We start from the raw sequence: 22017 nt of genomic DNA, 5'->3' as shown, positions 1-22017 counted from the left end.
CCACCGTGCGCGAACACGGTGGCATTGTTTTTCTACATGCCGCGGAACAGGCTCATGAACGGCTGGCTCACGTTGAGCACTTCCGGCCGCTGCTTCAGGCGCAGCTGGCCACGGCCGGTGTCATCGCGGCTCACCGCCGCCACCGCTTTCATGTTGACGATGGTGGAGCGGTGGATCTGGCGGAAGCGCTGCGGGTCCAGCACTTCCAGCAGCTCGCGCAGCGGCGTGCGCAGCAGGCTTTCGCCGGCCTCGGTCACCACCGTGGTGTACTTGCTGTCGGCGCGGAAGTAGACCACGTCTTCGAGCATGATCAGCTGCGTATCGCGGCCATTGCTGGCGGTGATCCACGCCAGCGGCGGCGCGTTCGAGTGCGCCCCGGGCTGCTGGCCCAGGCGCTGCAGCAGCTGCTCCAGCATCGCGTTGTCCGGCCGGCCCATCTGCATGCGCGCCAGGATGCGCTCGCGCGTGGCCAGCAGCCGCTCGTCGCTGACCGGCTTGAGCAGGTAATCCATCGCGCCCTGCTCGAAGGCATCGATCGCGTACTGGTCGTAGGCGGTCACGAACACCACCTGGGTGCGCGGGCTGATCTCCGGCAGCGCGCGCGCTACCTCGATGCCGCTGATGCCAGGCATGCGGATGTCGAGCAGGGCCAGGTCCGGTTTCAGTTCGGCCAGCCGCTCCAGCGCGCTGGCGCCGTCTTCACATTCGGCCACCAGCCGCAGTTCCGGCCACAGCCGCTGCAGCTGGGCCACCAGCGACTGGCGCAGCAGGTCTTCGTCTTCGGCAATGAGGGCATCAAGCAGCATGGATCGCCTCGCGTGCGTCGCGCGGCAAGGTGATCGTTGCCGCCACGCCGCTGGGGAAGTTGGACACGATGGCCACGCCGGCGCGTTCACCGCAGGTCAGGCGCAGCCGTTCGCGCAGGTTCTTCAGGCCGATGCCGGTGCCGCTGCTGCCCTGCCCGAAGCCCAGGCCGTCGTCGGCCACGGTCAGGGTGACGTGGTCATCGAAGGCGCGCGCGATGATCCACACCGTGCCGCCACCGGGCTTGGGCTCCAGCCCGTGCTTGATCGCGTTCTCGACCAGCGTCTGCAGCGCCATCGACGGCAGCGGTACGGTTTCCAGCGCCGGCGGCACATCCACCTGCAGTGCCAGCCGCGCGCCCATGCGGATCTTGAGGATTTCCAGGTAGGCCTTGGTGCGCTCCAGCTCCACGCCCAGGGTGGACATCGATTCGTCCACGCTCGGCAGCGAACTGCGCAGGTACTGGATCAGGTGCCCCAGCATCTGGTCGGCGCGCGGCGGATCGGTGCGGGTCAGTACCTGCGCGTTGGCCAGCGTGTTGTACAGGAAGTGCGGTTCCACCTGTGCGTGCAGCAGGTTCAGCCGCGCCACCGACAGTTCCTTTTCCGTGGCGGTCTGTTCGGCCGCTGCCTGCTCGTCGCGGCGCTGTTCGGACACGCGGCGGGTGATGGCGCGGCTGACCGCTTCGGCGTTCTCGTAGTTGCTGCCTTCGTCCACCGCCAGCAGGTCGGCCCACACCCCGGCATCGGGTTCGAACACCAGGGTCACGCTGCTGGTGCCCTGCCCCGGGGTGACCGTGGCCAGCACGCTGTTGCGCTTGATCGCCCAGCGCGCCGGCAGGTTCCAGCGCGACGGCGGGCGGCCGTTGTAGGGGTCCACGCGGCGCACGTAGGCGCGCACCTGCAGGCTGCCGGCGGCGCTTTCGATGTCTTCCACGCGCGGCAGTTCCTTGATCGCCTGTTCAACCAGGCTGAAGGCCTCGCCGGCGTCCATCGGCAGTTCGATCTGGCGCCGCTGGCGGCTGGACAGGGTGGCCGCATCCAGGCGCCCTGCCAGGGTCGAGACCCGGCGCAGGTGGGTGATGCAGCTGCCCAGCGCGGTGATCATCAGGAACAGCGCCAGCAGTCCGAACACCCAGCCCGGGCCTTCATCCATGCCGTGGAAGAAGCCGCTCCACACGAACCCGGCCACGACGATCGCCGCGGCCCAGGCCACCAGAATACGGAGAATCAGGGAAAGGCTGGCAAACACGGCGGCGTCTTCACGATGGGATGGTGTGAGGATAGCCGTGCCCGTGGAGGGCACAAGCGCCATGCGATGGAAGCCGGGAAAGCAGGGATGAAACGGTGCCGGCGCGGCGCCGGGGTGCCAGGCACCGCGTGGACACGCACGGCGTGTCCCTACGGCGACGGGTCCGGGCCCGCGTGGACACGCATGGCGTGTCCCTACGGCCGGTCCGGGGCCCGCATGGACACGCATGGCGTGTCCCTACGGCCGGTCTGGGGCCCGCGTGGACATGCATGGCGTGTCCCTGCGCGACCGGTCTGGGGGCCGCGTAGCGACACGCCATGCGTGTCCCACGTACAGCAGGCCGAAGACCATGCCCCGCCGGCAGGTGCCGGCGGGGCGTGGTGCTTACTTGCGCTCGGCGGCGCTGGCGTCGCGCGGTGCGCGGAACTGCGAGTCATCGCTCCAGTTCGGCCAGGCGCGGCTGTTGGCCAGCTGGTTGCCCAGCGTGTACAGCACTTCCAGGTCGCGGGCGGCGCCGGCGAACTTCCAGTCCGCCTGCCACTCGTCGCCCTGCTGGTGGTAGCGCTTGGCGGTGTAATCGTCCGAGGCCGCCTTGCCTGCGGCCACGCCGCCGTCCACCCAGTCCTGGCCGGCCGAGTAGGACACCGCCGGCACGCCACGCTTGGCGAACGGGAAGTGATCGGAACGGAAGAACAGGCCGGCTTCCGGCTTCGGGTCCGGGGTGTAGCGGATATCCCAGCCCTTGGCCACGTCCTTCAGCTGGTCCAGCAGTTCCAGCTTGGCCGAGCCATAGATGCCGAAATCACGCGACGGGCCAAACGGCGCCATGCCATCCATGTTGATCACCGCCACGGTCTTGGCCAGCGGGTACAGCGGGTGGCTGGCGTAGAACTCCGAACCCAGCAGGCCCTTCTCTTCGGCGGTCACGGCCAGGAACAGCACCGAACGCTCCGGGCGCTTGCCCTTGGCGAAGCCACGGGCCAGTTCCACCAGCGAGGCGGTGCCGCTGGCGTTGTCCAGCGCGCCGTTGAAGATGGTGTCGCCGTTCGCATCCGGCTTGCCCACGCCGATATGGTCCCAGTGCGCGCTGTACACCACGGTTTCATCCGGGTGCTTGCTGCCTTCCAGGCGCGCGGCCACGTTGTGCGAGGTGATCACCTCGGTCTTCACCGCGTACTTGGCCGACAGGGTTTCGCCCTTCAGCTCCACCGGCTTGAAATCGCGGCGCTGGGCCTGCTTCTTCAGCGCCTCGAAGTCCTGCCCGGCACGCTTGAACAGGTCCACCGCCAGGTCGCGCTGGATCCAGCCTTCCAGCAGCGGGTGCGCTTCGGCCGGGTTGTCGCGGACCACGTCGAACATGGTGTTGGTGTTGGAGCCGGCTACCGTGGCCCAGCCGTAGGAGGCCGGCGCGGTTTCGTGGACGATCAGCACGCCCAGCGCACCCTGGCGGGCGGCCTCTTCGTACTTGTAGGTCCAGCGGCCGTAATAGGTCATGCCCTTGCCGTCGAAATCGCCCTCGCCGGTTTCGAAATCCGGGTCGTTGATCAGCACGACGGCTATCTTGCCCTTCAGGTCCACGTCCTTGAAGTCGTTCCAGTTGCGCTCCGGCGCGTTCACGCCGTAGCCCAGGAACACCAGCGGGGCGTTCTGGATATCCACTTCGGACGCGCCATTCATGGCCGCGCGCACGGCGATTTCCTGGCCCTGGGTAAGCGACTGCGGCTTGCCCTTGCTGGACAGCGCCAGGCTCGGGGTGCCGACGATATCGCCCTTGAGCAGCGGCACGGCCTGGGTCCACAGGCGCTTGCCATCTTTCAGGTCGCCGCCCGGCTGCAGGCCGGCGGCCGCGAACTGCTTGCTGAGGAAAGCGATGGTCTTCGCTTCGCCGGCCGTGGCGGGCGAGCGGCCCTCATAGGCGTCGGAGGCCAGTTCCTTGACGTCGGCGGAGATCCGTGCGCCATCGAATTTCGGCGTCGCCGCCATCAGGGCGCTGGACACCGACAGTGCCAGCACGCTCAAAACCACTCGCTTCATCGTTTTCTCCGGGACAGGGGCATCATCCTCTGATCATACCCATTCCCGGCGTTTCCGCCTTCCGCGCGCAACCGCCCGGCGCTGTGCGCCGCCGCACGACCAACGGTCGTGCGCTACCCCGGTAGGTACCGACCGTTGGTCGGTACGCCTTTCAACGACCGTCACGCCCCGGTAGGTACCGACCGTTGGTCGGTACGCCTTTCAACGACCGTCACGCCCCGGTAGGTACCGACCGTTGGTCGGTACGCCTTTCAACAACCGTTACGCCCCCCGGTAGGTACCGACCGTTGGTCGGTACGCTGTTTCACCAGTTCGGATCTTCCGCCGGCGCCGCCGCCTTCGGTGCCGCCGCGCGCGCCGGCTTCGGCTTCGCGCTGCCGCTGGATGCCGTCGCCGCCGACGCCGCCGGCTTCACCGCACCGGCCTGCGAACGCAGCTCGATCGAACCGGGCTTGAAGCTCGCTCCCCCCAGGTCCGCGCCGCCTTCGATGGTGCCGTAGGAGGTCTGCGATGCCACGCGGTCCACCCGGATCGTGCAGCACGGGGTTTCATTGCGGCCCAGCGAACGCCCGGTCTGCGGGTCCTTCAGTTCCTCGCCCAGCATCACCGCCTGCCAGCGCTGGCCGGCCTTGAGCGATTCACCGCCCTGGCTCAGCACCACCTGGTCGCCGGTCATGGCCACCACCGACACCGGGAAGATCTCGGTGATGATCGCCGTGCCGATCTGCCCGGACAGCGAATCCATCATCGCCGCCGCCATGCCCTTGCCATCCACCACGCGCGGCAGGGTGCTCGGGCCCGTCGAGGCCAGCTGGTGATCGAAGCTGTCAGACATCACCACCTCACCGGTGGTCGCGTTGATCAGGCGCAGGGTGATGCGCCCGCCGCCCGAATACGAGGTCACCTGGCGGTCGGACATGCGCAGGTTGCGCACGCTGCGCGGGTACTCGAAGCGTTCGATGGTCGGAATCAGGATCAGGTCGGTGGCCAGCTGCTGGCCCAGCCGCGCGGTGTCCTGCAGGCGCACGTTGCCGCTGTTGATGTGGTCGATCTCGGCCTGCATCTCCTCGCCGAACTCACGGTCCAGCACGATGAAGCGCTTGGTCTGGGTCAGCGTGTCATTCAGGCGCGCGCGAATGGCCGCGGCCACTTCCTCACTGGCCACCCGGCCATCGCCGACGGCGTAGGTACCGCTGCGCACGTGCGGCTGGGCCACCACGATCTTCGGCCGGCCCTGTTCGTCCGGGGCGCGGTACTTGGCGATGTCGGCACGCACGCGCACCTTCCAGTAGCTGCGCATCGTGCGGCGGCTGACATCGGATTCGAATGACTGCGCGCCGCGCTTGGCATCCACGCTGGCCTGTTCCTTGTAGCTTTCCTTGATGCTGGCCGATGCGGAACTCCCGCCACCGGCAGCCTCTGCCTGCGCCTGCGCCGAGCCACTGGCCGAGGCAGACGCCGAATAACTGTAGCCGGCGTCGCTGGCGCGCACGCGGGCAATCACTTCTTCATCCAGCTGGCTGACTTCTTCCTGCGAGAGGATCTCGTAACCCAGCACCGCCCCTTGGGAAGCGGCAATCATCTGCTGGGAAAACGCGTCGGCGCGGATATCGCCGACGTGTTCCCCATCCACGTCCACATGCAGGCCCGCACGCAGGCTCTGCATCTGGCTGGCGACACGCACGCCGTTGACCTGTGCCACCGCCGACTGCAGCGCTGCCAGCACCGCCAGCTCCGGCGTGCTGCCAATGCCATCGGCTTCGCGCGCCACCTGGGTGGTGCCGCCGAAATCCGGGGACCCGCGCAGCGGCTTTTCAGCCGGTGCGTCCAGCTTGGATTCGGCCTTCGGCGCCGCGGTCTCCACCGGTGCCTCCTGCTTGCCGCAGGCGGCAAGCAGGGTAGCGGTGAGGGCCAGGCTCAACAGTCGGTATGGGGTCTGCATGCGTGGCGATCCTTTCGATTACAGGCTGTCGAGCATCGACTCGGCGTTGCCCGGCACCTTGATCTTGGCGGCGCGGGCGAAGGTCAGCGCGGCCTTCGACGAGGAGTACAGGCCCTTCAGGTAGCCCGGCGATTCCTTGGCCACCCACGCACCGGCGGCCAGCTTGCGGCCCACGGTGACCAGCTGGGTGCCGCTCAGGCTCTTCATGCCGTTGGCGAAGTTGCTGGCTTCACCGCTCAGCTTCTGGCCTTCGGCAGCGGACGCGACCAGGGCGACCAGGCCGGTGGTGTAGTGCTGCTTGGATTCGGCGCTCAGCTCCGGCTGCGCGGCCACGCGCTCATCGATCGCAGCCTGGGCCGCTTCGCTGACCGACACCGACTTCTTCATCTGGTCCACGTTGACCGAACCGGACGACAGCGCCATGCGCTCGGCTTCCAGCAGCTTGACCTGCTCGGCCAGGCCGAAGGCCTTGGCGAAGGAGGTCTGCGCGTCGATCGAGTGCGACTGCGAGGACACGAAACGACGCACCAGCGCTTCCTGCGCGGCTTCGTCCGGGGCGCCGGCCGAAGCGGCCGCGGCGCTGTTGCCGCCGCCAGCCAGGTCCTTCAGCTTGCCGAACTGCGCGTGCGCCGGGGCGGCGAAGGTCGTGGCGATGGCCAAGGCGATGAGGGTCTTGCGGATCATTGGGTAATTCCTTGTTGGAAAATGTTGGCGCGAACCGGTGGGTACCGACCGTTGGTCGGTACGCCTTAACGCACGGCCTTGACGTTCAATTCGTTGATCATCTGCTGCGCACCCTTCTCGGCGGCGATCTGCAGCGCATTGGTGCGGGCCACGGTCTCGTTCGGACCGGTGCCGGAGAACTGCACCGGGCCTACCGACGACACGGTCTTCGGGAAGCGACCGCTCACGTCCAGCACCTTGCCGGTGACGGTGACGAACACGCGGGTGTTGCCGCTGACCGGATCGCGGTCACGCATGCCCACGTCCAGCGTGCCTACGGCCAGGTACGGGATGTTGGCCGCCTTGATGCCATTGGCGGTATCGCGCAGGGTGGCGGCCGACAGGTCGTTGCCGGTGCTGAAGTCCTTGCGGATGCGCTCGATGCTCAGCAGGCCACGCGATTCGCCTTCCACGTATTCCGCTTCCACCACTTCATAGCCGGCTGCGCTGAACGCGCCGGTCATGGCTGTGTTGATCTCGTTGGCGTTGGCCACCTTCCAGGCGATGTTGTCGCTGCGCGCGGTGGTGCTGCCACCGGCGGTGATCGACACCGACGCGTTCTGGTTGATGCTGCCGTTGGTGCTCACCGAGTTGCCACGGAAGCTGTCGCCTTCGCGGGTCTTCTCGTCGTAGCTCTGGCTGGCGTCGACCCGGCGGTATTCCTTGTCCTGGAACGACTGCACGGTGTCCTGCGAGCGCGCCATGAACAGGAAGGTCAGCATCGACCGCTCGTTGCTGCGTGCACCGGCGGTGGCCGAGCCGGCATCCAGCTTGGTCTGCAGCAGGGTGGTATTGATCTCGGCGCGGACGCTGACGGTGTAGGTCTTGGCCTTCTTGTCTTCGGTGTCCGACAGCGGCACCGCCGACAGCACGTAGCGGTCGATTTCACCGATGAACTCGGCGCGGCGGTCTTCGAACAGGCGCAGCTTGGCCGCGCCGGATTCGGCGATGTACGCCTCCAGTGCATTGACCTTGGCCTTGTTCAGGGCCTGGGCGCGGGTATCGGCACTCAGGCGCAGGCCATAGCTGGCCGAACCGGTACCACGGGAGCTGGCGGTCTGCGCCGCAACCGGCGCGGCAACCATCAGTGCAATGAGAATCAGCAGTACGGCACGAATCAACGGCATGAGGTGATCAACTCCTGGAGGGCTTGGGTCTGTTGCTGCAGCGGCTTGCCGCCGGGCTTCTGTTCGTCCAGCCACGCTTTCGAATCCGCGCGCTTGGCGGCGGCGCCGGCGAAGGCGTCCAGGCCGGCCAGCGTGGTTTCGTAGCTGGCCGACCACTGGTCAACGTGCCACTGGGTCGACGGCACCACCTTGGTGGCGCCCTTGCGCAGCGGCTGGTCGAAGAACACCTTGCCCGAGAACGGCTCCACCACCGTGGCCTGGAAGAACGCGCCGAACAGCATCGTCTTCATCGCCGGGGTTTCATTGATCACGCCGTTCTTCAGCGCATCCAGGCGCAGCTTCACCACGTAATCCGGCTCGGGGATCTTCAGCTGGTACACCTTGCCGTCGGCAAAGCGCGCGGCCATCGCACCGCCGATCGCCTGGCCGGTGGCCGGCGGCAGCAACCCGATGCCGGTGTTGGACGACAGCGTCTTGGACAGTTCATGGGCCAGCGTGGCGCGCAGCACCTGCTCATCCACCGCATCGGGCAGCTTGGCGCGCACCGCATCGGAAAGGGTCACCTCGCCCACCTGCAGGCGGCGCGTCGACGCGGCCGGCAGCTTCGCCTTGGCCAGCGTATCGGCCAGCACCTGCGGCAGGCCGGTGGCGGCCTTGCCGTACAGCAGGTCGGCCACGATCGCGTCGATGTCGTCCTCGTCCGGCAGGAACTCCATCACGTCGATGCGCTGCAGCGTGATCGGGTAGGACGCCACCACCTGGCGTTCGCGGAAATCGAAGAACAGCGCCTGCAGCGCCACTTCCACCAGCACCTTGTACTGGCCACCGATCGGTTCGATGGACACCAGCTCGCGGTCCAGCGCGGTGGCCAGCACCGTGGCACTGGTGGTTCCATCAAGCATCGCCAGCGGCTGGTCGATCAGTTCCAGGCTGGCCGGGCGCTGCGCCTGCAGCCGGGCCCACAGGGCCTGGTTGAGCGGGGCCAGGCCACGCGCCTTGAGCACGGCGGCCGCGCGCGGGGTGCTGGCTTCAACGGCGCTCTGGTCGGCGGTGTAGGCAAAACCGGCCCAATAGGCCTGCTGCGATTTGTCGGCGGCCTGCGCGGCGCTGGCGAAGGTGGCAGTGCCAACCAGTACGAACCCGCACAACAACAGCCACGCGCTACGCGCGCGCGTACGCTTCTTCCCTGAAACCATCGTCCCGCAATCCTTCTCGAACGGACCCGGCAAGGCGCCCGGTCACTTTTGTGAGGCGCCACCATAGTGCCTGTTCAGGTTTCGGGCAAGAGGAGAATTGTGTCAGTCCGGCTGCAGCTGCGCCGCCCGCGCCTGCAGCAGCGCGCGTTCGCGCGCGTTGGGAGTAAGCCGCGCCGCCCGCGCAAAGGCATCGGCCGCCTCTGCGTGCCGGCCCATCTGCGACAAAAGGTCACCCTGCACCGCCGCCATCGGCGCGTAGTCGCGCAACCGTGGATCGTCGGCCAGCTGCTCCACCAGCGGCCATGCCGCTGCCGCCCCTTCCGCGCGCGATACCGCCACCGCGCGGTTGAGTTCCACCACCGGTGAGGGCTGCACTTCCGCCAACCGCGCATACAGCGCGGCCATGCGCGCCCAGTCGGTCGCATCGGCGTGGCGCGCGCGCGCGTGGCAGTCGGCGATGGCCGCCTGCAGCACGTAGCCATCATCGGCCCCACCCAGCGCCACGGCCTGCTGCAGCGCCGCCTGCCCGCGCGCCACCTGCAGGTGGTCCCAGCGGCTGCGGTCCTGGTCGGGCAGCAGGATCGGGTTGCCGTGCACATCCACGCGCGCGGCCGAGCGTGAGGCCTGCAGTTCCATCAGCGCCAGCAGGCCGTGCACCTGCGGCCAGGTCGGCAGGCGCTGCTGCAGCACCCGGCCCAGCCGCAGCGCCTCCTCGCACAGCGCCGGACGCATCCAGTCATCGCCGCTGCTGGCCGCGTAGCCTTCGTTGAAGATCAGGTACACCACCGCCAGCACCGAGCCCAGCCGTTCCGGCAATGCCGCCTGGCGCGGCACTTCGAACGGCACCTGCTTGTCGGCCAGCGTGCGCTTGGCGCGCACGATGCGCTGGGCAATGGTCGGCTCCGGCTGCAGGAACGCGCGCGCGATCTCATCGGTGGTCAGGCCGCCCAGCAGGCGCAGGGTCAGTGCCACCCGTGCATCGGCCGACAGCACCGGGTGGCAGGCCACGAACATCAGCCGCAGCAGGTCATCCCCGATGTCGTCCTGCAGGGCGTCGCTGTCGTCGGGCAGCGGCAAGGGCTGCGGCTCCAGCTCGCTGCCCCATTGCGCATGCTGGCCGGCCACGCGCTGGTGCTGGCGCAGCACGTCGATGGCGCGATTGCGTGCAGTAGTCATCAGCCACGCTCCCGGATTATCCGGAACGCCCTGGCTGGGCCAGCGCTCCAGCGCGGCCAGCCAGGTGTCCTGGGCCAGTTCTTCGGCACGCCCGATATCGCCGCCCAGCATCCGCGCCAGGCGTGCGATCAGCGCCGGCGACTCCATGCGCCAGAGGGTATCCAGTCGTTGTGTCAGCGCAGCTTCCATGCGGCGAATGAGAGCATCCGTCACCGCGCCGCACAAGGTGCGGCGCGGCACTTGGCATCAGCCGGGTTCGCCATCCATGTGCGCCACTTCCCACAGGTGGCCATCGAGGTCCTCGAAGCTGCGCTGGTACATGAAGCCGTAATCGCGCGGCGGGGTCGGTTCACTGCCGCCGGCCTTGAGCACCTTCTCCAGGGTTTCATCCACCGCCGGGCGGCTGGGCGAAGACAACGCAAGAATCACCTGCGCCTGCTTGCGCGCATCGGCGATGGGCCGGTTGATGAAGGTGGCGAAGAACGGCTCCAGCAGCAGCATCAGCATGATGGTGTCGCTGATGTTGAACGAGGCCGCCTTGTCATCGGTGTAGGTCAGGTTGGGCGTGAAACCCAGCGCGGTGAAGAACGCCTTGCTCCTGTCCAGGTCGCGGACGGGCAGGTTCACGAAGATCATCTGGGGCGTGTCGGACATGGTGGGTTTCCCGTAATCAGTAGGGTTTCATGCAGTTGACCATCCACGGCTTGCCGTAGCGGTCTTCCAGCATGCCCCAGCGCTTGGCCCAGAACGTTTCGCCGATCGGGAACGTGACCTTGCCGCCCTCGGACAGCGCCTTGAACACGCGCTCGGCTTCTTCCTCGGTTTCCACCTCGATGTTGATCGTGGTGGTGCCTTGGCCCGAAGAAGGCGGGCCATCGGCCGCCATCAGGATCGCGCTGCCCACTTCCAGCTGGCTGTGCGCGATCAGGTTCGGATCGGACGGGCCGGGGTTGTCGCCACAGCCGTCCATGTTGTCGCTGGGCGGCATGTCGCTGTACTTCATTTCCGAGGTGACCTTGCCGCCCAGCACCTGGGCATAGAACGCCATGGCTTCGTGGGTCTGGCCGCTGAAGCCAAGGAACGGGATCAGTTTCATGGGAATCTCCTGAAAAGCACGGGGGGGGTGGGTCAGTCGGCCTGGCCGATCTGCTCGCGCAGACGCTGTTCCTGCGCACGTAATTCCGGGGTGAAAACCTCGCCAAAATCTTCTTCGGTATAGAACGGGCGGATCTCCACCACGTCGCCGGGCAGGAACGGGGCGCGCTTGAGCCATTCGGTGGCTTCGTCCACCGAACGCACCTGCCACAGCCAGAACCCGGCCACCAGCTCGCGGGTTTCGGCGAACGGGCCGTCGATCACCTGCGGTGCCGTGCCTGTGTAGGCGACCCGGCGGCCGTGGCTGCTGGGGCGCAGGCCATCGCCGGCCAGCATGATCCCGGCCTTGACCAGCTCCTCGTTGAAGGCGCCCATGTCCCGGAACTGCGCCTCGGTGGGCAGCACCCCGGCCTCGGTGGCCTCGGTCGCCTTCACGATCACCATGACTTTCATCGGCTTTCCTCGTTGTCGGCCCGGTTGGCGGGCCCTTCATGAGATACGACGCCCCAGTGGAACGGAAATCGACAAGCCTGCCAAAAAATATTCCGATGCCGGCAGCTGTTGACGGTCACGGCCCTGAACGGGCCAGCAGCGCTGCACTGCAACAGGACCGCAGCGCAGGCTGGGGCATCATGGGCATCCCCTGCCCAGCGGTGCGCCGGCCATGCAATTCCTGCTGCTGATCTATATCGACGAAGCCCTGATCCAGGACGTGCCCGCCGAGGAATACGACGCCATGATGCGCGGCTGCATCCAGCATGCTGACAAGCTGAAGGCCGAAGGCACGCTGATCGCCTCGCAGCAGCTCGAGCCGGTCGCCCAGGCGCGCACCCTGCGCACGCGCCAGGCGCAGGCGCGCATCACCGACGGCCCATTCGCCGAAACCCGCGAACTGCTCGCCGGCTTCAACCTCATCAACGCCAGCGACCACGATGAAGCCCTGCGCATCGCCCAAGGGTTCCCGTGGTCGCGCTACGGCAGCATCGAAGTCCGCCCGGTAGCCGACTTCGAAGCAGAACGCCGCCGGGTCGGCGCCTGAGGTTGCCTGGAAATCACGGCAACACCGTGACCTTCAACTCGCGCTCTCCGATCGCCTCGTTCCCGCTGTAGTCCCGCGCGCTCCCACGAATGATGTAATCCCCCGCCGGCAATGCCTCCGGCTGCCAGCGCCCGGTCTCCACCAAGCCATCGCGCACGGTATTGGTCACCAGGTAGCGGAACCGCGTCACCGCACTGCCGTGCACGGTAATCCCACTGTCCGGCGCATACGCCACCACCGTGGCACTGTCCTCGCGCGGCATCCGGTTGAACACGATGTTGAAGCGCGGCTGCTCGTACCCCGCCAGCGGCGTACCAGCCGCGTCCAGGATCTGGTACCCCACCTGATACGCCCCCAACCGACGCCGCGGCAGGTTGTTGTCCACCTGGTCCCACGCCTCCACCACGATCTGCACGCCCGGCCCGACGCGCGGAATCGGCACGCGCCCGTTCGCCCCGGCCTTGATTGGCTGGTCCAGGTCATCCAGCACCGCGACGTCCGTAATGCGCGGCGCAAAGCTGTCGGCGTAGCCCACGAAGCCCAGCGCCACCGCATTGCGCTGGAATCCACCCGCGCCGACGCTCAAGTGAACGTGCGCCATGCGGTTGATGCTGCCCAGCGGCTCGCCGGCCTTGAAGCGCGTGCCCCGGCGAACGCGTACCCGCTCCAGCTTGCCGTCCAGGTCGCGCAGCTGCGGCCAGCGCGCGTCGAACGCGCGGTCACGCGCATCGCGGCCCACCTTCATGTGGATGTAGCGCAGCCGGTCCAGCGACAACCCTTCTGCCTGCCCGCCCACCGACCAGCTCGGGAAGGGACTGCTCACCTTCGCATCGGCCATCGCCAGCACCGTCTGCCCGACATCGCCACGGATATCAAAGCCATCGTGCAGGTGGTGGCGGCTCTCACCACTGAAGTTGCCGCGCACCTCACCCAGCGTGCCCACCACCTCATGCCAGCCGAGCTGCGGAGCCAGTGGCCAGCGCCCACCGGTGTGCGGCAGCGCGGCATCGGCGGCCGGACCGATCAATGACGGCGCCGGCGTGGCGCCGGCCGCCAGCGCACGCAGGCGATGCACGCGGTATGACGCCGCATCGGACACATACAGCCCGCCATCGGCATCCAGCGCCAGCCCGCCCGGCCGCGAGAAGCGTGGCTGCGCCGACGCGCCGGTGAGGTCCACCACATGGCCCAGTGCCGACAACTGCACTACCTTGCCGTCGAAATCGCTCACATACACCACGTCATCGTGGGTCACCGCCAGCGCCAGCGGCCCGTTGAGCAGGCTGCCGCGGGCCAGCAGCGTATCCAGCGTGCCGTCCGGCGCCAGCCGGCGGATCGCGGCGTTGAGCAGATCGGCGATCAGCAGGTTGCCGTGCGAATCCAGCGCCAACGCCACGGGCGTGTCCAGCCGCGCACCCACCCCTGCCCCATCCACGTTGCCCGGCGTATCACCGCCGGCCAGCGTGCGCACCTGGCCATCGGGCTCGATCACGCGGATGCGGTCGTTCCAGGTATCGGCCACGAACACACGGCCACCGGCATCCACCGCCACGCCCATCGGCCCGTCAAAGCGCGCCTGTGCGGCCGGGCCATCGGCGTAACCGGCGGTGCCATCACCGGCAATCGTGCTGACCACACCATCGGTGCCGATCCGTCGGATCACATGGTTGCCGGTATCGGCGACGAACACATTGCCGGCACCATCCAGTGCAATGCCTGACGGCGTATTGAACTGCGCCTGCAGCGCCGGGCCATCGCGCCAGCCCTCGCCCTGCCCGGCCAGCGTGTCCACCCGCCCATCGGCAAACACCCGGCGGATGCGATTGTTGTCGCCCGCATCGGCCACATACAGCACGCCGTGCGCATCCAGTGCGAGGCCATAGGGATCAGCAAACTGCGACTGCGCCGCCGCGCCATCGCGCAGGCCGCCCACGCCGTCACCGGCCAGCAGGCTGACCTGCGGGGTCCAGCCCAGCACCGTGGCCACCGGGCCCGGCGGCGGAGCCGGCGCGGCCGGTTCGCGCAGAAAGGTCCACGTCAGTGCCGCTGCCACCGCCACGCCTACCAGCGCCACCATTGCCCATCGTGCGCGCGTCATCGCTGTCCTTGCCTGCTACCCGTTCGGGACACGACCTTAGCCGCTCGCCGCGTGCCTGCAAACCCTGCGTGCGTCCGCATCGACTTGTGTGGATGCCGCGTTCCGGTTTCAATCGTGGCTCAGACCAAGGAAGGAAGCACCGCATGACCTGCCATACCGGCACTGCCCTCGTCCTGCTGCTCTTGCTGTGCGGGGTGCCGGCCGCAGGCGCGGCCGCCGTTGCCAGTGGCGCTACCCTGGATGCTTCCACTCTTGAGGCATCGCCCGCCAACGCCACGTTCCTGGCCGAAGTAGGCGCCGCCCTGCAGCAGTCCGACGCGGGTGACAGCCTGGGCGCGGCCATTACCCTGGATCGCCTGCTGGTCGATCCGCGCATGGCGCAGCTGGAGGTGGCCCAGCGCAGCGACGTATGGGCATCGGCGGCCATGGTGTCCGGTGCACAGAAGCAGGACGACATCGCCCTGCAGCGCCTGCAGCAGGCGCTGGCGATCAATCCACGCAACGCCTACGCGCGGCTGCGGCTGGCGTGGACGCAGATGGTCGATGGCACGCCGGAGAACGCCGCCGACAACGTCATTCTCGCGCTGGCCGATGGCGAAGGGCAGCCGGACATGTCCGCCGAGATGGTGTGGCAGCTGGACACGGACCTGAAGCACCTGCCGGCCAAACGCCTGGCTGTGCTGCAGGGTCTGTTCGACCGCGAGTGGAAGATCGACGGCATCGAACCGGTTGAACTGTGGTCCATCCTGGCCATCCTCCAGGTCGAGGCCGGCCAGACCGACAAGGTCGCTGCCACGCTGGAGCGCATCGATGCACCGATCCCGCTGGTGCGTCTGCGCGCCGACAAGCGCTTTGACCGCTTCCTGCGCCGCGATGATCCCCGCTACGACCCGGTGGCCGCCGCACGTCGCCATATCGACCGGCTTCGCGTGGACACCATGCTGTCACCGGGCGTGAATGAAACCGCCGTTGAACTGACCTCGGCGCTCATGGTGGCCGGCGAGCTGCAGGAAGTAGTGGGCATGACCGCACCCATCGCCGAGGCTGCCGCAGCCGCGCGTTCGGCGCCGCCGGAGATGGCGCGCCACATTGCGTGGATGCTCGACACCCGCAGCCGCGCCTACCGGCGCCTGGGCAAGGCCGACGACGCGGTAGGCGCGCAGCTGCTGGCGATCCGCATGGCTGACCCCGAGGGCGATACGGTCAGCCAGCGCCTCAACCTGGCCAACCTGTATGCCGCACTGCACCGTCCGTTGATGGCACGCGAAACGATGCAGGGCCTGGACAACATGAGCACGTATGGCCGCAGCACGAAGGCGGTGATCGAACTGCAGGCAGCCCTGCAGCTCGACGATGCCGCCGCAGCGTCGCGCGCGCGCGAGCAGCTGTTCACCAGCCGCGTTGAAACCCCCGGCCACTACCGTGAGGCGCTGTTGCTGGAGGATCGGATGGATGAAGCCGCGGCCGGACTGATCGCCCAGCTGCAGGACCCGATGGACCGCAGCGATGCCCTGCTTGAGCTGCAGGACACGCGCGATGCGCCACCGCTGCCGGAGGAAGTCCTGCTTACGACGCGTTGGAAGCAGCTCAAGCAACGTGCCGATGTGCAGGCTGCGGTGCGTCGTGTCGGCCGCATCGAGTCCTACCCGCTGTTCACCTTCTGAGCGCAGGTCAGCGCGCCGGGGTTTCCGTCTTGAACCCCATCGCCTCGCGGTAGCGCGCGTACAGCGCGCCCACCTTCTCCACGTAGGCCAGCGTTTCGGCATACGGCGGCACGCCCTTGTAGCGGGTCACCGCACCGATGCCCGCGTTGTAGGCGGCCGCCGCCAGCGTGCGGTCGCCTTTGTAGCGCGCCAGCAGCGCCTTCAGGTACCGCGCGCCGCCATTGATCGACTGCTCGGCGGAAAGCGGATCGGACACGCCCAGTTCGGTGGCGGTATCGGGCATCAGCTGCATCACCCCCTGCGCCCCCTTGGGCGACACTGCGCCGGCATCGAAGCCACTTTCGGCATGGGCGATCGCGCGCAGCCAGGCATCGTCCACGCCCGTGGCCCGCGCCGCCGCCTTGAACTGTTTCGCATGCCGGTTGAGCTGCGGCGCGCCGACCTTGCCCAGCCCTTCATGCGCGGGTTCGCCCGGTGGCGTGGCGACGGTGAATTTCAGGAACACCCGCGAACCGGGCAGGTTGCGGGTGGAGTACACCAGCTGCCCATCCTGCTCGCGCTCATACAAGGTGCCGCTGAACACCCCCATGTTGCCCCACAGGTTGGGCGCCCGCACCGCGTTGTCGTCGATCTGCTGCGCCTTGCATTTCGAACCCGGCTCCGGCGCCGTGGCCAGGCTGACGGTGTTGTTCTGTACGCAGCGATACACCGTGCGCGCGGCCACCGTGCCGGGCAACAGCAACGGCAACAGGGCCAGCACGGCAGGCAGCAGGGGCTTCATGGCTCCGGGGCCGCCCGGGGGCGGCCAGATCGAGGGGTGGCGCGATCATCCGGCGGGCAGTGCGAACCGCAGGTGAAGCCTATGCGGGTGGTGAAGAATATTCTCCTGTTGGCCGACGGGGTGGACGAAGCAAGCCCCAGCCATGGCTGCCGGGGTGACGGCTTCACCTCCCCCTTGCGACCTGATGCCGACACTGGGGAAATACCGACAGGAATCTACGTGAAGCCCTGTTCCAAACGGGCGTTCCAGATGGTCATATAGGGCTCAATCCACGCCCGCCGGGCAGAGAGGTCCGCTTGAAGCGCGCCAGCACCATCGCCGCCATCGCGCTTGCCGCCCTTCTGGGGGCCATCCTGCCTGTGGCCGCGCTGGTCTACATCAGCTGGAGCCGCGCCCAGGTCGCCGAGACCGACCGCCTCGAGCGCACCGCCGAACGTACCCTTCAACGTGCCCACCGCGCCTACGAGGCCGGCCTGCTGGCCCTGCGCAAGCTCAACCAGGCGCAACTGCCCGGCTGCTCGCCCGAGCACCTCAAGCTGATGCGCAGCCTCACGCTGAGCACCACCTCCGCCGAACAGGTGGGGTATTTCGAGGAAGGCCGGCTGCGCTGCACCTCCTGGGGCATGGTCGAGGACCTGGTACCCGAACCCACCCCAGACCACATCACCGCCGACGGCGCTTCCATCACCCTGGGCGTGCGGCCGGTGGCCGGCGATGGTGCCGCCTCGCTGCTCTCCCTGCAGCTCGGCCGCCACGACATCCTGATGGACCCCTCCCGGTTCGTGGATGTCATCGCCGAACCCAACGTGCGGCTGGCGGTGGCCACCCCCGATGGCCGCCTGATCGCCCAGCAGCCCATGGCCGACCCGGAACTGCTGCAGCGGCTGCTGCGCGAACCGCATAACGGGCATACCCCACGCACGCTGTTTGCCAGCGCGCAGGACCAGGAATGGCTGGCCATCGCCATCGCCCCCCGGGTCGGGCTGCTGGCCGCCTTCCAGCAGCAGCTGTGGCAGCTGGTGCCGCTGGGCCTGGTCGGCGCGGTGCTGGCCAGCGTCGCCGGCGTCTGGCTCTCGCGCCGCCGCCTGTCGCTGCGCAACGAACTGGCCAGCGCGGTGCGCCGCCGTGAGTTCCGCATGGACTACCAGCCCATCATCGAACTGGACACCGGCATCTGCGTGGGCGCCGAAGCGCTGGTGCGCTGGTCGCGCGCCGACGGCACCCAGGTGCGGCCGGATCTGTTCATTCCGGTCGCCGAAGAAACCGGCCTGATCGAAGCGCTCACCGACCACGTGATGGACCTGGTGATCAGCGACATGCGTGAGCTGCTCATCCATGATCGCAGCGCGCATATCGCCATCAACCTGTCCGCCGGCGATGTCAGCAGCGGGCGGGCATTGAAGGTGCTGTCCGGCAAGCTGGTCGGCAGCGGCATCCACCCGCAGCAGATCTGGCTGGAAGCCACCGAACGTGGCTTCCTCGATATCCAGGGCGCGCGCACCTCGCTGGCTGCCGCGCGGCGTGCCGGGCACTGCGTGGCCATCGATGATTTCGGCGTTGGCTATTCCAGCCTGCAGTACCTGCAGCAGCTGCCGCTGGATGCGTTGAAGATCGACAAGTCGTTCATTGATTCCATCGGCACCCACAGCGTGACCAGCCCGGTTACCTCGCACATCATCGACATGGCCAAGACGCTGGGCCTGTTCACCGTGGCCGAGGGTATCGAAACCTCGGCCCAGCTCGCCTACCTGCAGTCGCGCCAAGTGGAGTTCGGCCAGGGCTGGCTGTTCTCTCGGCCGCTGCCAGCCCCGGAGTTCGTTGCCTTTCATGAGCAGCGGCGCATGCAGTATGGGAAGGCGCCGGAGGACATGCAGAACCCCAATTCGATCACCGAATAGCGGGTTCATCGGCCGGTTGGAATGCAGCCCTATAATGGGCACGCGGCATCCAGCCGCCCCCGTCATGAGGTGTGCCTGCATGCGCCAGTAATGCCGCCGTCGTTGGACGGCCAGTCTCCTTCCCGCCCTGTTCGCAGGGGGAGTCCTTGGCATTGCTGGAGGTCGCATGACCGCATTCACCCTCACGCTCGACCGCGTGACATTCACCCTGCCCGATGGCCGGGTGCTGTTCCCTGAACTTTCTGCCTCGTTCGATACCACCCCTACCGGCCTGGTGGGTCGCAACGGCGTGGGCAAGAGCGTGCTCGGCCGCCTGCTGGCCGGGCAGCTGCAGCCCAGCAGTGGGCACATCCAACGGCAAGGCCACGTTCACCTGCTTGCCCAGCACAGTGGCGTGCTGCCCGGCCGCATCGCCGACCTGGCCGGCGTCGCCCCGCAGTTGGATGCATTGGACCGGATCGAAGCCGGCAGCGTGGACCCGCACAACTTCGCCGTGGTGGGCGAACGTTGGACCCTGCGCGAGCAGTTGCAGGCGCAATGGCAGCGGCTTGGCCTGCCCGAACTGGATCCTGCGCAACCGGCCGCCACGCTCAGCGGCGGCCAGGCCATGCAGGTGGCGTTGGCCGGTGCCCTGCTGTCAAACGCGGATGCACTGGTGCTGGACGAGCCCAGCAACCACCTCGACAGCGCACATCGCACCCGGCTGATCGATGCGCTGGCGCAGTGGCGTGGCGGCCTGATCGTCATCAGCCACGACCGCGCGTTGCTGCGGGAGATGCGGCGCGTTGTCGAACTCACGCCCAGCGGGTTGCGCAGCTACGGCGGCAACTACGACCTGTATGCCGCGCAGAAGCAGGCCGAACAGACCAGCGCCGAAGCCGAGCTTGCCCTGCGCAAGCGCGAGCGCCGGCAGGAGCAGGCGGCACTGCGCGAACAGCGTGAGCGGCAGGAACACCGCCAGTCACGCGCCCAGCGCGATGCCCGCACCGCCAACCAGGCACCCATCCTGCTGGGCGGCATGAAGAACCGCGCCGAGCACAGCGCCGGCCGGCTGCAGGCGCAGCAGCTTGAACGGCGCGCAGCGGCCGACAACCGGGTACGGGAGGCGGCAGCGGGGGTTGATGAGGCGGCCCAGGTTGCGATGCTCGGGCCCAGCCTGGCCGCGCCCGGTCCGCAACAGGTCGCCACGCTCACCAACGTGCACCTGCCATGGGTGGAGGCGCCTTGGCAGCACGTCACCCTGCACCTCCAGCGCGGCGACCGCATCGGCGTGCGTGGCCGCAACGGCAGTGGCAAGTCCACCCTGCTGCGGGTGCTGGCCGGTGAGGTGGCGCCGCTCAGTGGCGAGGTCAAGCGCGCGGCCAGCATCGCCCTGCTTGACCAGACGTTGTCCGCGCTCCCCGCGCAGGATTCCGCGCTGCAGCTGTTGCAACGCGCGAACCCGATGGCCAGCGAGGGCACCCTGCGCACCCGGCTGGCCCTGCTCGGCCTGGATGCCGAGCGCAGCCTGCGCCCGTTGGCCAGCCTGAGCGGTGGCGAACGGGTCAAGGCCGCGCTGGCGGCCGTGCTGTATGCGGACGTCCCGCCGCAGCTACTGCTGCTCGACGAGCCGGGCAACCACCTGGACCTGGCCTCGCTGGCCGCGCTGGAGCAGATGCTCAATCAGTACCGCGGCAGCGTAGTGATCGTCTCGCACGACCAGGCCCTGCTGGATGCGGTGCAGCTGACCCATCATCTGGATGCCGGCGAGGAGGGGTGGCAGTTGAAGCTGCTGTAGTCGCGTACCTCAAGCACGCACCCAGGCAACCGGCAGGCGGGAGTCGAAAGGGATGGCAGAGGCAGTCATGGTGGCGAAAGCCTGGAAGTGGATTGCAATGTTACTATATAACACCCACCGTTCCAGACCCTTCCTCCATGAAGACCACCAACGCCCTGCTCGACGCCGGCGCCATCGCCCTTTCCAGCCTGTGCCTGCTGCACTGCCTGGCCCTGCCGCTGCTCGCCGCCGCCCTGCCGCTGATGGGGGTGTGGGCCGAAGCGGAGTGGGTGCACATCGTGTTCGTGGCCATCGCCGCCCCGACCACCGGCTTCGCGCTATGGCGCGCCCACCGCAAGCAACCGCTGCCGGCCGCGGCGATCGTCAGTGCAACCGCCGGTCTGCTTTTGCTGCTGGCGGGCGCAGCCGGGTGGCCGAGCCACGAAGCGGAGACGCCGATGACGGTAACCGGCAGCCTGCTCCTCGCCAGCACCCACATCTGGAACGCCTGGCGCCGCCACCGTCATTGAATCCGCATGGCCCCACGCCGCATGCTTGGCGTTACAGGCGGAGCAGCATTCCCGCCAGGAACAGCAGCAGCGGCAAGGCGCTGATGATCGCGCCCACAATGCCCACCCACGGCCAGCGCTCGCGGCGTACGCGCGAGCCGATGGTCAGCAGCAGGCCCAGTACCGACGACGCCAGTACGCCCACCGCTACTCCGGCACTTCCGACCAGTAGGCGCCCCATTTCAGGTGATGCCTGCGCCACTGCATAGGCCGCCGCCAGAATCACCGGGGCCACCAGCCAACTGGCGGTGCCAAGCAGCGGCCAGCGCTGGCCAGCGGCGCGGGAATCGACACGGGTGTGCAGCGGCTGGGAAGTCGGTTGCGTCATGTACGTGCTCCGTAGGTCTCTCCCACCGTACACCCAACGCAACGCGTACACACCGCCTGCGCAGGTAAAGGCTCACGATGCCCGCAAACCTGTCCCTGGGGGGATCCGCCATGCGCACACTACCGTTCATGCTTCTGCTGCCCGGCCTGCTGCTGCTCTCAGCCTGCGGCGACCGCGACAATGCCGCCGGGATGTTCTCTTCCGACCCGCTGCTGGGCTGCTTTGCCACCCACCCCCGCAAACCGGCGGAGTTCCGCATCGAACAGCAGCAGGGGCAATACTTCGTTTCCTTCAACCGCGACGAGCAATGGCAGCGTGACGCCACGCCGCTGCAGCTCTCCTCGCGCGCCGATATCGCCCGCTTCTTCAACGATGATGCCGACCAGATCGACAAGGCGCTGGTGCGCCCAACGGGCGGCTTCGGCATCTTTCACTTCAATCCCGGCGCCACCCTCAAGGGCAAGGACAAGGACAGCGACTACATGGCGCTGGTCCTGATCGGTGCCGGCCCGGTGTTCCAGGTGACCTGCCCTTGA

Annotated in this window: 20 protein-coding genes; 6 read left to right on the top strand and 14 right to left on the bottom strand. The window is 67.9% G+C overall.

Annotation, left to right across the window (positions count from 1 at the left end; all coding sequences use genetic code 11):
- Window positions 1–32: 32 nt before the first annotated feature.
- From AC06E7_RS13090 to AC06E7_RS13040, 11 genes are all read right to left on the bottom strand, one after another.
- On the bottom strand, window positions 33–806 hold the full coding sequence (locus AC06E7_RS13090) for a LytR/AlgR family response regulator transcription factor (protein ID WP_068848943.1): 774 nt from the start codon (window positions 804–806) through the stop codon (window positions 33–35).
- Window positions 796–2055, bottom strand: coding sequence for a sensor histidine kinase (locus AC06E7_RS13085; RefSeq protein ID WP_093533046.1), 1260 nt, complete (start codon window positions 2053–2055; stop codon window positions 796–798). Before AC06E7_RS13085 ends, AC06E7_RS13090 begins: the two co-directional genes overlap by 11 nt.
- A 384-nt stretch (window positions 2056–2439) precedes the next feature.
- Window positions 2440–4089, bottom strand: a complete 1650-nt coding sequence (locus AC06E7_RS13080; RefSeq protein ID WP_478065017.1) for a M28 family metallopeptidase — start codon at window positions 4087–4089, stop codon at window positions 2440–2442.
- A gap of 304 nt (window positions 4090–4393) precedes the next feature.
- Window positions 4394–6031, bottom strand: a complete 1638-nt coding sequence (locus tag AC06E7_RS13075; RefSeq protein ID WP_478065016.1) for a CsgG/HfaB family protein — start codon at window positions 6029–6031, stop codon at window positions 4394–4396.
- A gap of 18 nt (window positions 6032–6049) precedes the next feature.
- On the bottom strand, window positions 6050–6715 hold the full coding sequence (locus AC06E7_RS13070) for a hypothetical protein (protein WP_068848935.1): 666 nt from the start codon (window positions 6713–6715) through the stop codon (window positions 6050–6052).
- 65 nt (window positions 6716–6780) lie between these two features.
- Entirely contained in the window at window positions 6781–7881 is a 1101-nt protein-coding gene (locus tag AC06E7_RS13065) for a hypothetical protein (RefSeq protein ID WP_068848933.1), read from the bottom strand.
- Window positions 7872–9077 (bottom strand): hypothetical protein, encoded by a 1206-nt coding sequence (locus tag AC06E7_RS13060; RefSeq protein WP_237334311.1) that lies wholly within the window; start codon window positions 9075–9077, stop codon window positions 7872–7874. Before AC06E7_RS13060 ends, AC06E7_RS13065 begins: the two co-directional genes overlap by 10 nt.
- Window positions 9078–9179: 102 nt before the next feature.
- Window positions 9180–10442 carry an RNA polymerase sigma factor gene (locus AC06E7_RS13055; RefSeq protein WP_478065015.1) on the bottom strand — a complete coding sequence of 421 codons (1263 nt, stop codon included), beginning with the start codon at window positions 10440–10442 and terminating at the stop codon, window positions 9180–9182.
- A 57-nt stretch (window positions 10443–10499) separates the two neighbouring features.
- On the bottom strand, window positions 10500–10907 hold the full coding sequence (locus tag AC06E7_RS13050; RefSeq protein ID WP_307107520.1) for a VOC family protein: 408 nt from the start codon (window positions 10905–10907) through the stop codon (window positions 10500–10502).
- Window positions 10908–10923: 16 nt separating this feature from the next.
- Window positions 10924–11349 carry a VOC family protein gene (locus tag AC06E7_RS13045; protein ID WP_068848927.1) on the bottom strand — a complete coding sequence of 142 codons (426 nt, stop codon included), beginning with the start codon at window positions 11347–11349 and terminating at the stop codon, window positions 10924–10926.
- Window positions 11350–11381: 32 nt separating this feature from the next.
- Window positions 11382–11801: a YciI family protein gene (locus AC06E7_RS13040; RefSeq protein WP_095364561.1), complete on the bottom strand. Its 420-nt coding sequence runs from the start codon at window positions 11799–11801 to the stop codon at window positions 11382–11384.
- 211 nt (window positions 11802–12012) lie between these two features.
- Here AC06E7_RS13040 and AC06E7_RS13035 point away from each other — a divergent pair, with 211 nt between their 5' ends.
- Window positions 12013–12387 (top strand): YciI family protein, encoded by a 375-nt coding sequence (locus tag AC06E7_RS13035; RefSeq protein WP_478065014.1) that lies wholly within the window; start codon window positions 12013–12015, stop codon window positions 12385–12387.
- 13 nt (window positions 12388–12400) lie between these two features.
- Here the strand turns inward: AC06E7_RS13035 and AC06E7_RS13030 are convergent, their stop codons facing one another.
- Window positions 12401–14485, bottom strand: coding sequence for an NHL repeat-containing protein (locus AC06E7_RS13030; RefSeq protein ID WP_478065013.1), 2085 nt, complete (start codon window positions 14483–14485; stop codon window positions 12401–12403).
- Window positions 14486–14628: 143 nt separating this feature from the next.
- Here AC06E7_RS13030 and AC06E7_RS13025 point away from each other — a divergent pair, with 143 nt between their 5' ends.
- Window positions 14629–16149 (top strand): tetratricopeptide repeat protein, encoded by a 1521-nt coding sequence (locus AC06E7_RS13025; RefSeq protein ID WP_478065012.1) that lies wholly within the window; start codon window positions 14629–14631, stop codon window positions 16147–16149.
- Window positions 16150–16156: 7 nt separating this feature from the next.
- Here the strand turns inward: AC06E7_RS13025 and AC06E7_RS13020 are convergent, their stop codons facing one another.
- Window positions 16157–16930, bottom strand: a complete 774-nt coding sequence (locus tag AC06E7_RS13020) for a lytic transglycosylase domain-containing protein (RefSeq protein ID WP_478065011.1) — start codon at window positions 16928–16930, stop codon at window positions 16157–16159.
- 296 nt (window positions 16931–17226) lie between these two features.
- Between AC06E7_RS13020 and AC06E7_RS13015 the strand changes: the two genes are divergently transcribed.
- From AC06E7_RS13015 to AC06E7_RS13005, 3 genes are all read left to right on the top strand, one after another.
- Entirely contained in the window at window positions 17227–18828 is a 1602-nt protein-coding gene (locus AC06E7_RS13015; protein WP_478065010.1) for an EAL domain-containing protein, read from the top strand.
- A 166-nt stretch (window positions 18829–18994) separates the two neighbouring features.
- Entirely contained in the window at window positions 18995–20605 is a 1611-nt protein-coding gene (locus AC06E7_RS13010; protein WP_478065009.1) for an ABC-F family ATP-binding cassette domain-containing protein, read from the top strand.
- A gap of 137 nt (window positions 20606–20742) precedes the next feature.
- A complete protein-coding gene (locus AC06E7_RS13005; RefSeq protein ID WP_210132108.1) occupies window positions 20743–21114 on the top strand; it encodes a MerC family mercury resistance protein in 372 nt (123 codons plus the stop codon).
- A gap of 31 nt (window positions 21115–21145) precedes the next feature.
- On the opposite strand, the gene AC06E7_RS13000 is transcribed toward AC06E7_RS13005, so the two are convergent.
- A complete protein-coding gene (locus AC06E7_RS13000; protein ID WP_478065008.1) occupies window positions 21146–21481 on the bottom strand; it encodes a hypothetical protein in 336 nt (111 codons plus the stop codon).
- Window positions 21482–21591: 110 nt separating this feature from the next.
- On the opposite strand from AC06E7_RS13000, the gene AC06E7_RS12995 reads away from it, so the two are divergent.
- Complete coding sequence (locus AC06E7_RS12995; RefSeq protein WP_093533034.1) at window positions 21592–22017, top strand: hypothetical protein; 426 nt, start codon at window positions 21592–21594, stop codon at window positions 22015–22017.

It is taken from the genome of Stenotrophomonas sp. Steno-Z4, assembly GCF_056393145.1.
The sequence above is the reverse complement of the archived record's forward strand: the minus strand, read 5'-3'. Positions and strand labels throughout refer to the sequence as shown.